We start from the raw sequence: 13,095 nt of genomic DNA, 5'->3' as shown, positions 1-13,095 counted from the left end.
TTACCGATGACGCAGCACCACGCCGTGGCTGCTACCTTGCGCCGAAGCCTTTTGAAGGGACTCAAAGGCTGAACGCCCGAGCTTGTTAGTCCAGAGCACCACCGCATGACAGGTACCGGCACTCAAAGCACGCTCAGCCAGCTGCTGTGCTGAGTAATCGTTGGTTGAGCGCAATACCAGCAACTCACTGGCCACAATACCGTGCATCTTCTGCCACTTGCCAACCAGGGACTGTGGCGGGTCAATCAGAGCTAGCCAGCGCTTTTCCTGGTTCAGCTGGGTGAGCATAGGGAGCAGCAACTGGACGTTCTCCACCTGGCCTTCAGGAAGAATAATTTCCGTCACGTTACCGCCAAAATCCTTGGTTCCCCGACCAACGTCTGACGATGAGTGAAGGGCTGTGGACCGTGCTTTTCCTGTAGACACCGTGCGGGCGGGCATGATGGCCGCCGGCTGGAACGCCATGTTCTGAGTGAAGCTTAACTGTTCCATTGCTCACCTACCTGCGCTAATCGTTTCTTATTGCTGGTTATCAATGCAAATCTGATCGGCGGATCACGCCCACACCCAGACCTTCGATAAACAACTCCTGTTCAGCCAGATCAATTTCAATCGGGGCAAACTCTTCGTTTTCCGCAATCAACCAGACCTTTGAGCCGTCCCTGCGAAACCGCTTTACCGTCACTTCTTCACCAACCCTGGCAACAACCACCTGCCCGTTATGGACATCCTGAGTGCGATGCACTGCGAGCAGATCACCGTCGAGAATGCCAATGTCTTTCATGCTCATGCCGCGCACCCGGAGCAGGTAATCGGCGGATGGCGAGAAAAATTCCGGCTGCAAAGTGCAGTGCTCTTCAATGTGTTCCTGGGCGAGAATCGGGCTGCCCGCCGCAACCTGGCCGACAACCGGTAACCCCGGGTCCTGCTCCACTTCCGGCAGTCGAATCCCCCGGCTGGCACCGGGCACCATTTCGATGGCGCCTTTCCTGGCCAGGGCCCGCAAGTGCTCCTCTGCCGCATTGGCGGAGCGGAACCCCAGTTCGGCAGCGATTTCTGCCCGCGTTGGCGGGTAACCGGTTTCGTCTACGTAACGCCGGATGATATCCAGCACCTGGGACTGTCGCGCGGTCAGCTTCATGCATGTACTCCGGGTTTTTCATCCTGGTTTTATATACAGTGATTTGACTATATACAGTGTTTTATCCAGTGTAAAGCCCGATTGAAATTTTCTGCCATGTAATCGGGCCGCAGCATATCGGTGTGTTATGGTTTAAGTCCGTGAATTATATGGATGCAAGGTGCCAATGAATTCGACAGAGCGTTGTGCGATGCCGGAGCGGCTTCGTAATCACCATGGAGAAGAGCGTAGAGTTGGCGTGGAGATCGAACTCTCCGGACTGGGCTACGATGAACTGGTCGAACATGTCGCCCGCCTGCTCAAGGGCACCCCGGAGCTGGAGTCGCGTTATGTCACCAGCCTGGAGACTGACGCCGGAACCTTCACCATTGAGCTGGACTCTGATCCCGTGAAGGATCTTGACCTGGCGGACGAACGCCTGCCCGAGTCAATCCGCGAGCTGGGCACCCACGCCATGGATGTCATCGATTTTGCTGCAGAGCGCATTGTGCCTCTTGAGATTGTCGGGCCGCCTCTGCCCTTTTCCAGACTGGACCTGATAGAGGAACTGGTAGACCAGCTTCGCGACCTTGGCGCGGAAGGCAGCAGGGAAGCGATTTATTTTGCTTTCGGCCTGCAACTCAATCCCGAACTGCCGGACCTGGAACCCGCAACCATTGTCACCTACCTGCAGGCCTTCGCGGCACTTTATGACTGGCTCAAATCCCGGCATCAGATTGACATAAGCCGAAAATTTACCACTTACATCGAGCCCTGGAGCAGCCGTTACACGGATATGCTGATGGCGGAAAATTACGCTCCCGACCAGGCCTCGCTGATGAAAGACTATCTGAACTTCAACCCGACGCGGAACAAGGCCCTGGACCTTCTGCCACTGTTTGCACACATGGATTCAGAGCTGTTGCACGACTATGTGGACGACCCGAGAATCAAGAGCCGGCCGACGCTGCACTACCGGTTACCCGATTGCGATATCGACAACCCCCGATGGCATTTCTCCACGGTCTGGAACGACTGGGTGGTACTGGAGCAGATCGCAAACCATCCAGAGCACCTGAAAGAGCTCAGGGAACTGTTCCGCGAAGCCCAGACATTCAGTTTTCGCAACCTCACCCGCTCATGGCGTGACACCACGGAACAATGGCTTGAACAGCGCGGTTATGTCTGAGACCCAGGAAGCACCAGAATCGCCGGGGATCACCATTGGCATCAGCGGCCCCGCCCGGCGCAGCACCGCCCACAGACTGATCAATCTGGGCCTGCGGCTGCACGGTGCCCACACGCACTACATTCGCCCCGGATCCAGCACGGACGTCTCCCTGCTCGATGGCCTGGTGCTGTCTGGCGGCACCCACGTGCACCCCAACCGCTATGGCCAACAGCCACAAGTGACCGCAAGATACGACCTGAAACGGGACGAAACCGACTTCAGGCTGCTCAAGCAAGCCGAGGAAATAGACATTCCGGTACTGGGTATATGCCGCGGCGCCCAGTTCATCAATGTCTTTCATGGCGGGTCGCTGTGCCAGAACGTGACCCCGCTGCGAATGAAAACCCGTCACCGCCCTTTGCTGCTCCCCCTTCAAACAGTCCAGCTGGTCCATGACAGCCGGATAGGCCGGCTGATGCACAGCACCCTGATTGGTGCGAACCGTATTCACAGCCAGGCGATTAAACACCTGGGGCGGAATCTCAGGGTTACGGCACTGGACAACGACCTGTTTGTGCAGGCCATCGAAAACACCGGGCAACAATGGTTGATGGGGGTTCAGTGGCATCCGGAATACCTGCTGTATCACACCGGCCACCGGCGGATTTTCAGCCACTTTGTGCACGCCGCCCGGGCTCGGAAACTGGAGCGGCTGCAAAGCCAAGATATGGCCTTTGGCCAACAAGGAGACTGATCATGAAAAAATACACCAAAGCCTTGGCCGCAACGGTGTTCGTGGCTTCATTCGCGCCACTGGCCGTTTCCGCTGGCGAAGTGAGCCTGAGTGGCGAGGGCAGCATTCGCTACACTCCGGACAGCGCCCGTTTGCAATTTACCGCCAGTGCCGAGCACAACCTGCCAGAACGGGCTTCCGATCGCCTTTCCGAGACCATGGAGCAATGGCGCAAGGCCATACAGGGCATGCGCGACCAACTGGTGGACTACTCAGACGCGAACGTTAACCTGTATACCCGGTCGTTACCGGTTCAGGAGCGTGGGCAGCAACCGGAGAGAATGGCGGTGGCAAGCCAGACGGTCAGCTTTTCCATCGACAATCTTGAACTTCTGAACCCCCTGTTGGAACAGGCCCATAAGGCTGGTCTGCAATACCATCTGAGCGAACACCAATTCTTCCATTCCGACGAGGAGCGCCTGCAACGCCAGGCACTGGCGAGGGCAATCGAGGATGCCCGCAGCCGGTGTGCCTTTGTGGCGGAACAGTTGGGCAAAACCTGTGGTGAGGTCAAAACCATCAACATCAATGGCGGGCACCGCCCGATGCCCATGATGATGGCGGAAGCAAGAGCCGCCAGCGACACCGTTTCCAGTATCGCCCCCCGGGAAATCCAGGCCAGCGTCAACGCCACCTTCAACCTGGACTAACAACCGTCGATCAGAAATCCCGGGTGTAGAAGATATCCAGCGAGGCGGCCAGGCCATTGGCCGCCTCCAGATAGAAATACCGGCCCAGATCATAACGCAGTGCGACCGTGGTGATCGGTTCGAATATCCCGACGCCGTACCTCAGGCTCAATTCATCGGTTATGTATCCGCTGGCCACCACCGAAGCCTCATCCCCGGAACCTTCAGTTTCCAGGGTGAGATTGCGAATGCCCAACTCGTCTCCAATGCCCTGGGTCAGGCGGCTTGCCTGGGTCAGCCCCAGCGACAGAGCAGCTTGCGCCATCTGACCGTCGTCACCGCGGCTTTGAGGCGGGCGGCCCAGAATGATGTAGGACAGCGCATCGCTTTGGGGCATGGAGGGTTCTGAGAATACCTCGGTTTCAGGGGCGTTCACGGGGCCGCTAAGCCTGATACCGGCAACAACAGTGTCTACCCTGCGCACTGCCTCGATGTCCAGGTAGGGTTCTGTCAGAGCACCAACAAACAGGATTCGCGCTCGCCGCAGTTCCAGATCCTGCCCAAATGCCTGGTATTGGCCATTCACCAGTTGTAGCGCACCCCGGGTATCCATGTCGTTGCCAATCCGCAGGGTCCCCTCGAGATTCCCGGTCACACCGAAAGCATCAAACGCTACCCGGTCTTCGCCGACCACCACAGTCACGTCCATCACCATACGCCGGATGGTCGGTTCCTCGGTTTCAACTCCGACAATCACCTCATCTTCGGAGATAGAAACCGCTGACTCCGGAAGCCCCTTGATCTCGATCTCACCACGGGGTACTTCCACACGCCCCGACACCGAGAGTTCACCACTGCGGAAAGCAATGGTGAGGTCTGGCCCAACTTCAACCCGGGCATAGGGTTCGAAATTCACCGGCAGCCTGTCGCCAACAATCGACAGCTCAATCTCTGGCTCCTGCTGCCAATTGATCATCCCCGAAAGTTGCCCGCTACTGCGGTCGTTACTGTTCCAGCGCCCGCTGATATCAGCGGAATCACCGAGAAACTCGAGCACCAGAACCACATCATTCAGTGGGAGTGGCAGGCCCGGATCGTAAAAACGACCATTCGTAAGAGCCAGCTCGCCATGAATCATGGGGCGTAACAATGGGCCGGTAATCTCGCCCTGGCCGTTAACCTGACCTCCAATCTCTTCCACCCCGGCAAAGGCGGAAGCAAAAGCCAGATCCAGTGAGTTCAAGCTGAAACGGCCCTGTACCGGCCGCTCTTCGGCCATTGGATCAACCGCCAGCTCCGCAGTAAAATCGCCCAACTCTGGCCCCCGCAGGGCAACTGACAGCTCAGCTATGCTGGGCTGAAGATGGGCATCGACGGTCAGGCGCTCATGACTCAGGGTTTCCCAGTCATCCAGCACCAGAAATTCAAAGGTTCCCTCACCGGCATCCAGTGTGATTCTGCCATCCGGACCAGCGTCGGTCAGTGACAGGTCAACATCGGCATCCAGGCTGGCACTCCAGCGGAAGGTATCAGGCAACAGCGGCTCTAGGGCAGTCGTCGGAAACTGGCGAATCTGGAAGGCGATATGGGCATCCGGCAACAACTGTTGATCTTCAGCGCATACCGAACTGTCCTGCCAGCGCCAGCAGTGAGCGCCGAGGCTCAGGTTGCCTTCTTCGGTGTAGGAAAGTTCCGCCGGAGACTCCAGCTGCCACGTCTGGCCCGGGCCGGGTATATCGATTTCACTGCGGTTCAGGGCGCCCTGCCAGGCATCCAGGCCCTCACTCAGGGCGCCGGCGAATACGGCAAGCAGGGTCGCCTCACTGTGGCTGGCATTGACGGTTAGCTGATGCTCACCCCGGGTACCTTCAAGGCGCAGAGACACGCTTTCCAGCTGTTGATCAGCGGCACGAAACTCATTAATCTCCAGTGCTGCATCCAGCACACCGCCTGTGGCCAGACTGGCATCAAGATCCACGGCCTCAATCTGCAACAGATCCTGCCAGCTCAATCCGCGGCCAGCCATGACAAGCTCGGCGGTGGGATCATCCACGGTGCCAGCAAACTGCAGGCTGGCTTCCAGTTCACCAGCCAGACCTTCGGCAAACATCGCCGGTTCAGGCAACAGGACGGACAAGTTACCTGCCAGTTGGCTGCCGTAACGACCCTGCCCTTCAACACGGTTCTCACCCACGACAAGCACAAGATCATCCACTTGCCATTCGCGACCGTCACTGACCAACTGGCCCCGGGCGCGAGCATTGTTCCCCTGCCATCGTCCCTGCAGATTCCAGCCCGCCGTCATTCGGGGCAATGCATCGTCCTGAAGCCGGCCTTCACTGGTTACGTTGCCGTCCAACCGGGACTCCAGCATAGGCACCCAATAGCCCGGATTGAACTGATCCAGAACCAGGGCAGCCTGCCAAGCCAGCTGGGAAGAAAAATCGAGCTCGGCTTCACCAGACAGGGAACCCGCTCCGGTCGTCATGTCGAGCTGGGTGATACGGACAGCCTGCGTATCGCCATCAAGGCGGGCCTTCAGCTCGGCGTCCCCAAGGGGACCGGCAACCCGGGCGTCAAGATCCGCCTGGTAGCGGTCTTCCTGGTAACTTGCCCGACCTTCCAGACGGTTCAGCGAAACCGGAGGCTCGTCCAGCTCCGGCACCAGGCTGTACCAGGGGAAGCGGTCCAGGGCCAGCCCCACATCAGCGGCCAGACCATCGGCCCAGGAGGCTTCGCCCTGCACCTCCAGGGTTCCGGGTGGCTCACCGCCCTCCCGTTCCGGGCCGGCCATGGACAGTACCAGATCTGTCGCCTTCTCTGTGGTGACCAATCCCTGGATAGAAGTCTGGATATCACCCTCGGTACCCGGCAGTAGCGCCTGGGTGCGGGTCCTGAAACCGTTGGCCAGGGAACCGTCAAGGGTTAATCGCCAGTTCTTCAGCGTCAGTGTTTCCGGAAGATCATGATGGGCAAGAAAACGCTCGGATTCGAGTCTGATGGACGCTGGCAAACGGCTTTCCAGCGGCTGAACCTGCCCCTGTATATTCGCATTAAGATAACCACTACTGGCACCTTGCAACCGCAAGTCCCTGACGCTGCCACCCAGGTTAACGGTGATCTGCCAGTCATCTCCCGATGGCGGCGGCAAGGATACGTCAACATCAATATCCAGGGGCCAATCCCGCCGCATGTCAGCGCGACCACTCGCCGATACCCGTATCTCGTCCAGCTGATACAGCACGTGTTCAAGCTCCAGGCTGGCACCGGAGGCCCGGGATTGCAGCTCAAACCGGTCCCAGATGGCTCCGTCATTGACAGTCAGCGGCCCCAGGGCAACATCCCCGATCACCACTGCCAGCGGCAGGTTAATCCTGGGAAGGCTGATATCACCGGAACTTTCATCATCAGATTCAGAGGGCTGCAGGGTCACTGCAATCCGATCGGCCTTGAGCGTGTCCAGGCAGATGGTTTTTTCGAACAGGCAAGTCGGAGACCAGTCTACTTCCGGAGCCTCAACCACCACGCCCACACCATAGCCGTGCCATTCAAGGCGGTCGGCCTGCCACTGGCCAAGCAGGGAGCCTCGGTCGGCCTCGGTTTGCAACCCGGGAATCTGATCAATGGTCCAGGCCGTTCCCTTTTCGGTATGCAGGGCCAGCAAAATCAGCCCAACGAGCACCAGGGGCAAAAACAGCAACAATGTGACGACCAGCAACAGCCAGAACCACCAGCGCCGGCGCAGCGGCTTTTTGTGTTTCTTCGGCTGACCTTCAGCCTGCTCTGGTGGCACCGGTGGATGATCGGTCACAGCTCTGGCCCCATGGAAAAGTGAATACGCCAGCCGCCGCCAAACTCTTCGTCCAGGCCTTTCGCCAAATCCAGACGCAGCGGCCCTACCGGGCTCACCCAGCGAATCCCCAGGCCGGCACCTGTCGCCAGCCGGTCAAACACATCATTCACCGCGTTGCCCTTGTCGACGAACGCCGCCACCCGCCAGTTCCGGACAAACTCGTACTGATATTCGACACCACCGACCAGCTGAAAACGGCCACCAACGGCTACACCGTTGTCATCACGGGGCGACAGGGTTTCATAGCCATAGCCCCGGACGCTCTGATCACCACCGGCAAAGAAGCGCAATGAGGGCGGCACATCGGAAAAACTGTTGGTCGCCACCCCACCGAAGTTGAAACGGGTCAGGAACCGGTGATTATCAGCCAGGGTATACAGCCCCCTGGCCAGCACATTCACGTGCAGGATGTCCGCGTCGGAAATGATTGCACGGTGGGCACCGGTCACATCAAACTGCAATCGGTAGCCCCGGGACGGGTCCAGGGGCGAGTTGGCCTGGAGTTTGGAGTAACTGAGCCCCGGCAGCAACAGGCTGGAGTTGCCCCGCTCATCTTCGCCAATTTTGAAGCGCTCGCCTTCCCATCGAATGGACAACACCTGCATCCAGCCGGTATCCAGCCGATGCCGCCACTGTTGCCCCAGCGTCAGCCGTTCCGATTCCACGTCTTCGATATGCTCCCGCTGGTAACCCGCGCCCAACCGTAGGGAGTCCGACATTGGGGGATCCAGTGGAAGTTCGTACCAGCCGCTGACATTCTGACGCAGCTCCGAAAGCTCCGTGTCTGCGCCACGGCGATGCCCCATTGGATTAATGTAGTGCTCACGCCAGTTGCCCCGAAAGCGTGGCCCAACGTCTGTTGAGAAGCCAACACCGGCGCCTACCGACCGGGGCGGCCTGGGGGTAAGGCCAATATCCACCGGTATCACTCCATCCTCTGCCCGGTTCGGTGAAGCATCAATATCCACACCGGAAAAGTAACCACTGTTGGACAGATCGCCGTTGAGCTTCGCCACTTCATCGGCGTGGAAAGGAATGCCTGGTTCAAAGGTCACAAACTGGTTCAGTAAACCTTCGTCAAAACCGTGGCCTTCCAGGAAGGTAACCGCGCCCAGGCGATACCGCTCTCCGGTACGGTAGTGCAAGGTAATATCTGCGTGATTCTCGGACGGGTCTACTTCCAGTCGGCGGGTCACAAACTCACCGTCAAAGTAACCCAGACGTCGCGCCCGATTCTGTATGGCCTGCCGAAGCGTGTTGTAGCGGCCATGATGAAGCACATCTCCTTCCGCCGGCTCTTTCGGAATCTGATCAACCAGTGCCGGATCTTCACTGCCTGGCCCCTCGATCAGCACTGACCTGGAACGAATGCGGACGGGCTCCCCCGGCACAACCGTCAACACCAGCTCGGCCAGCCCATCCGCATTTTCAGTGACTTCGAATGTGATCACCGGATTGTAGTACCCCAGGGCCCGAATGGCCTGTTCAACCTGGGCTATCGCCGTGGAGGCGTAACGGCGCAGGCCATCGGCTGAGCGGCCTTCTACCTCACCCACAAAAATCCGGGCATTGTCTCTCAAGTCACTGTGATCGCCCTCAACCTCAACCCTGACCTGACTGGCATGGCTGGCAGACGCGCTCAACAGCACCGCAAGCCCGGTCAGCTTCAGGATTCTCTGTATGTGATGTCGGGGTAACAGCATGCGGTGTTTGGGTTTCCCACCTGGATGATTGACGAATCCCTGAGTCAGGGGGTGAGTTTACCGATAGCGGATGCGCGCTTCTACGCCTGGCGCGCCAAAATCACAATTGACCACAATGCCATCAGGGAATGCTACACCTGCCAATGGCCATTGTGACCTACGGAGCCATGCTCGGTTCCACGTGGTGCGATCAATCAGACAACCTCAGGAGTTCAGCGTGACCAGGGATCCAATCGGACTTGCACTCTCGATCATGAACCGGATATCCGGCAACCCTTTGCTCGATCGACTGGGCTTGAGATCTCCCCTTGAACGTACGGCATACCAAGGCACTCGGACCGGTTTCCGGACCATTGCCCTGGCGGGCCGTGAGTTCAAACGGGTTCGCAACTGGCTACCCCGGAAGCGACTGCCACCCGGGGCCCCAGGCGACCTGTTTGACCTTAGCCTCGACGACGACCAGCAAATGATTGTCGACAGCCTGAAACGCCTGGCCCGGGATGTCCTCAGGCCCGCAGCCCAGGAGGCCGACGAACAGGGCCGATTGCCTGAAGCCGTTAAACACGAGGCCGCTGCCCTTGGCTTGCCCATGTACGCGGTACCCAGCGAATTCGGTGGGGTGGCCGAACAGCAGTCACCGGTGACCAGCGTGCTGATTGCTGAGCAACTGGCCTGGGGCGATATGGCTCTGGCAATTCGGCTACTGGTACCCTTCAGTGTCGCCCAGGCGATCAGTTGCTGGGGCAATGGAGAGCAACAGTCCCGCTATCTGCCGGCCTTCTGCGAGGATACGCCTCCGGTGGCCAGTCTCGCCATTGACGAACCAACGCCGCTGTTTGACCCAATGCAACCATCCACCACGGCTACCGAGACCGACCAGGGCTACCGGATTAACGGCGAAAAATCGTTTGTGATTGCAGGCGCCGAGTGCGAGTTGTTGCTGGTCTCGGCTGCCCTCAATGGCACACCCCGGGTCTTTATTATTGAAACCGCTGGCCTAAACCTGGCAATAGCGGATACCCCGGGGATGGGGTTGCGCGCGGCGGAGGCCACCTCAGTCCGGTTCGACAACCTGGACGTACCGGCCGACGCACTGCTCGGCGATGACGATTTCTGTTTTCAGGCTTTCATCGACAGAGCCGCCCTGATGCGCTGCGGCCTGGCCATCGGTACAGCGCAGGCCGTGCTGGATTATGTCATTCCCTACTGTAACGACCGTCAGGCCTTTGGCGAGCCTATCAGCCACCGGCAATCGGTGGCGTTCATGATCAGCAATATGGCCATTGAGACCGACAGCATGCGCATGCTCACCTGGCGCGCCGCCAGTAGGGCCGAAACCGGCCGAAGCTTCCACCGGGAAAGCTGCCTGGCCCGCTTGCTGTGCAATGAGAAAAGCATGGAGATCGGAACCAACGGCGTCCAGCTACTCGGCGGCCACGGTTTTGTTAAAGAACACCCGGTAGAGCGCTGGTATCGGGATCTTCGCTCCACCGCCACTCACCATGGCGGCGTTCACGCCTGACACCAAGGACATTCGCTATGAATCTCGACATTCCTGGAAAGTTTGCACCGATTGTTCATCAGGCCCAACAGGTGGCCCGGGAAGTTTTCCGACCGATTTCCCGACATTATGACCGCGCCGAGCACGCCTATCCCAAGGAACTGGATATGTTCGCCTCCATCATGGATGGCATGAACGATGGCGCGGCCGATGGTGGTGCTGGGGCTGGCCGCCTGGCCCGGTCCGCCGGAGACACCGGCACCGGCAACCAGAATGGCACCAACATGAAAACCGTTCTGGGTCTCACGGAACTCTGCTGGGGCGACGTTGGCCTGGCTCTGTCCATCCCTCGCCAGGGTTTGGGTAACTCCGCCATTGCCGCCGTTGCCAACGAGCAACAGCTTCAACGGTTTGGCAAGACCTGGGCAGCCATGGCGATCACCGAACCCGGTGTCGGTTCGGATTCCGCCGCCATTCGGACGACGGCCACCAAAGACGGCGACCACTATATTATCAACGGTGAGAAGATCTATGTGACCGCCGGTGAAAGGGCCAATGCGGTTGTGGTCTGGGCCACACTCGACACATCCCAGGGCCGGGCCGCCATCAAATCATTTGTGGTGGAGAAAGGCACACCCGGAATGACCGTGGAGCGACTGGAGAAGAAACTGGGAATCCGCGCCTCAGACACGGCCGCTATCCGTTTTCACAATTGCCGGGTTCCGAAAGAAAACCTGCTGGGTGATCCCGAGATCAGCGTGGACAAAGGCTTTGCCGGCGCCATGCAAACCTTTGACAACACCCGACCGGTGGTCGCTGGAATGGCCATCGGAGTGGCTCGGGCCGCCCTGGAGCGCACTCAGGAAATTCTGAAGACAGCAGGATTGGACCTGGCCTACCAGCAACAAAGCTGGACAACCACCGCCGCTGTCCGGGAACTGCATTTGCTGGAAGCGGAACTGGAGGCCGCCAGGCTACTGACGCTCAGAGCCGCCTGGATGGCCGACAACGGCCAACCCAACTCCAAAGAAGCGTCCATGGCCAAAGCCAAGGCCGGCCGGGTGGGTAACCAGATCACGCTCCGCTGCGTAGAGCTGTGTGCATCACTGGGGTACCAGGAAACGGAACTGCTCGAAAAATGGGCCCGGGACTCCAAAATACTCGACATTTTCGAAGGCACCCAGCAGATCCAGCTTCTGATCATCGCCCGACGATTACTCGGAAAGTCGTCCTCCGAGCTGAAATAAGCTAACCTGTCAGGGACTTATATTATGCCCCTGACCAATGACAGGTAGCCCGGATGCTCAGGATTAACCGCGAAAACCTTCGGTCCAGCCATCAGTTGATCTGGTTCCTTATCGATTTCCTGATGCTGGGCCTACTGATCATCAACCTGGCCTTTATCATCTGGGACTCGATATACAGTTTCGTTGCGATTCAGAACCTGCTGGAAGAAAACCTCCCCGCCGTCAATGCGATCTACCAGCCGATCCATGAACGCTTTATTTTCTATGATCTGATCTTCGTCTCCATCTTCCTGACCGAGTTTTTTGTCCGCTGGGGCTACTCCGTCAAAGCCAAGGTCTACGACCGCTGGTATTTCTACCCGTTCATACACTGGTACGATCTGGTGGGCTGCATCCCCGTTGGCGGCTTCCGCTTCCTGCGGGCGCTGCGGATCATTTCGATCATCTACCGCCTGCACCAATACAAGATCATCGACTTCACCAGCACTCGCTTGTACCAGTTTGTGTCGTTCTACTACGAAGCCTTCATGGAAGAGTTATCAGACCGGATTGTTCTGAAGGTTCTGAGCGGCGTTCAGGATGAGGTAAAGCGTGGTTCGCCCCTGTTCGAACGTATCCAGACTGACATTCTGTTCCCGAGACGGTCCATGTTGTCGGATTGGTTATCGGAACGCGTCGCCCTGGCTGCGCAGCACGGCTATATTCCCAATAGAGGTGCCCTGCGAGTCTATCTGGAAGACCGTGTAGACAACGCCCTGAAGCAGAATCTTGAACTGTCGAGACTGAAATACCTGCCGGTGGTTGGCCCAACCATACAGGACACGCTGGAAAATGCCGTTGGCGATATTGTTGCAAACGTGATCCACCAGATCCTGGAAGATCTGGCGTCTTCCAGCAATCACGCTTTTATCGAAGATATTGTGAACGTGATGCTGCCGGAGCCGGGAGAAGAGAAAGGAGCAGACCAGGAACAAGAGGCGTTGATCAACCTGATTCTGGAAGTCATTGACGCCATCAAGGACCAGGTACGAGTGAAACACTGGCGGGCAAACCTGCCGTAATCTGTCCCCCCGGACAA

Annotated in this window: 10 protein-coding genes; 6 read left to right on the top strand and 4 right to left on the bottom strand. The window is 58.3% G+C overall.

The annotated features are described in order from the left end of the window. Both C7H10_RS14090 and lexA read right to left on the bottom strand, forming a co-directional pair. On the bottom strand, positions 1–492 hold the full coding sequence (locus C7H10_RS14090) for a cell division inhibitor SulA (protein WP_106695386.1): 492 nt from the start codon (positions 490–492) through the stop codon (positions 1–3). Positions 493–532: 40 nt separating this feature from the next. Next, a complete protein-coding gene (lexA, locus tag C7H10_RS14085; RefSeq protein WP_058090186.1) occupies positions 533–1,141 on the bottom strand; it encodes a transcriptional repressor LexA in 609 nt (202 codons plus the stop codon). 166 nt (positions 1,142–1,307) lie between these two features. Between lexA and C7H10_RS14080 the strand changes: the two genes are divergently transcribed. Genes C7H10_RS14080 through C7H10_RS14070 form a run of 3 tightly spaced genes read left to right on the top strand, consistent with a single transcriptional unit; the run spans position 1,308 to position 3,734 of the window. Then, positions 1,308–2,309 carry an amidoligase family protein gene (locus C7H10_RS14080; protein ID WP_106695385.1) on the top strand — a complete coding sequence of 334 codons (1,002 nt, stop codon included), beginning with the start codon at positions 1,308–1,310 and terminating at the stop codon, positions 2,307–2,309. After that, positions 2,302–3,045, top strand: coding sequence for a gamma-glutamyl-gamma-aminobutyrate hydrolase family protein (locus C7H10_RS14075; RefSeq protein WP_106695384.1), 744 nt, complete (start codon positions 2,302–2,304; stop codon positions 3,043–3,045). The genes C7H10_RS14080 and C7H10_RS14075 overlap by 8 nt, the downstream gene beginning before the upstream one ends. Before the next feature lie 2 nt (positions 3,046–3,047). After that, on the top strand, positions 3,048–3,734 hold the full coding sequence (locus tag C7H10_RS14070; RefSeq protein ID WP_106695383.1) for an SIMPL domain-containing protein: 687 nt from the start codon (positions 3,048–3,050) through the stop codon (positions 3,732–3,734). Positions 3,735–3,744: 10 nt separating this feature from the next. Here the strand turns inward: C7H10_RS14070 and C7H10_RS14065 are convergent, their stop codons facing one another. Beyond that, the gene (locus C7H10_RS14065; protein WP_244178289.1) at positions 3,745–7,524 is read right to left on the bottom strand and encodes a translocation/assembly module TamB domain-containing protein; all 3,780 of its coding nucleotides are present in this window, start codon (positions 7,522–7,524) and stop codon (positions 3,745–3,747) included. Next, positions 7,521–9,269 (bottom strand): autotransporter assembly complex protein TamA, encoded by a 1,749-nt coding sequence (locus C7H10_RS14060; protein ID WP_106695382.1) that lies wholly within the window; start codon positions 9,267–9,269, stop codon positions 7,521–7,523. The genes C7H10_RS14065 and C7H10_RS14060 overlap by 4 nt, the downstream gene beginning before the upstream one ends. Before the next feature lie 217 nt (positions 9,270–9,486). Between C7H10_RS14060 and C7H10_RS14055 the strand changes: the two genes are divergently transcribed. From C7H10_RS14055 to C7H10_RS14045, 3 genes are read left to right on the top strand one after another with little or no spacing between them, the layout of a single operon-like run. Continuing rightward, positions 9,487–10,791 (top strand): acyl-CoA dehydrogenase family protein, encoded by a 1,305-nt coding sequence (locus C7H10_RS14055; protein ID WP_106695381.1) that lies wholly within the window; start codon positions 9,487–9,489, stop codon positions 10,789–10,791. A 17-nt stretch (positions 10,792–10,808) separates the two neighbouring features. Beyond that, the gene (locus tag C7H10_RS14050; protein WP_106695380.1) at positions 10,809–12,017 is read left to right on the top strand and encodes an acyl-CoA dehydrogenase family protein; all 1,209 of its coding nucleotides are present in this window, start codon (positions 10,809–10,811) and stop codon (positions 12,015–12,017) included. 53 nt (positions 12,018–12,070) lie between these two features. Next, on the top strand, positions 12,071–13,078 hold the full coding sequence (locus C7H10_RS14045; RefSeq protein ID WP_106695379.1) for a hypothetical protein: 1,008 nt from the start codon (positions 12,071–12,073) through the stop codon (positions 13,076–13,078). Positions 13,079–13,095: the final 17 nt, after the last annotated feature.

Origin of the sequence: Marinobacter shengliensis, from assembly GCF_003007715.1 — a bacterium.
Classification (GTDB): domain Bacteria; phylum Pseudomonadota; class Gammaproteobacteria; order Pseudomonadales; family Oleiphilaceae; genus Marinobacter; species Marinobacter shengliensis.
This window is presented reverse-complemented; position numbering and strand designations above follow the sequence as displayed.

Excerpts from the sequence above, each read along its gene's own strand:
- C7H10_RS14080 (WP_106695385.1), top strand. The coding sequence starts at position 1,308 with ATGAATTCGACAGAGCGTTGTGCGATGCCGGAGCGGCTTCGTAATCAC.
- C7H10_RS14075 (WP_106695384.1), top strand. The coding sequence starts at position 2,302 with ATGTCTGAGACCCAGGAAGCACCAGAATCGCCGGGGATCACCATTGGC.
- C7H10_RS14050 (WP_106695380.1), top strand. The coding sequence starts at position 10,809 with ATGAATCTCGACATTCCTGGAAAGTTTGCACCGATTGTTCATCAGGCC.
- C7H10_RS14045 (WP_106695379.1), top strand. The coding sequence starts at position 12,071 with ATGCTCAGGATTAACCGCGAAAACCTTCGGTCCAGCCATCAGTTGATC.
- C7H10_RS14090 (WP_106695386.1), bottom strand. The coding sequence starts at position 492 with ATGGAACAGTTAAGCTTCACTCAGAACATGGCGTTCCAGCCGGCGGCC.
- C7H10_RS14070 (WP_106695383.1), top strand. The coding sequence starts at position 3,048 with ATGAAAAAATACACCAAAGCCTTGGCCGCAACGGTGTTCGTGGCTTCA.
- lexA (WP_058090186.1), bottom strand. The coding sequence starts at position 1,141 with ATGAAGCTGACCGCGCGACAGTCCCAGGTGCTGGATATCATCCGGCGT.
- C7H10_RS14060 (WP_106695382.1), bottom strand. The coding sequence starts at position 9,269 with ATGCTGTTACCCCGACATCACATACAGAGAATCCTGAAGCTGACCGGG.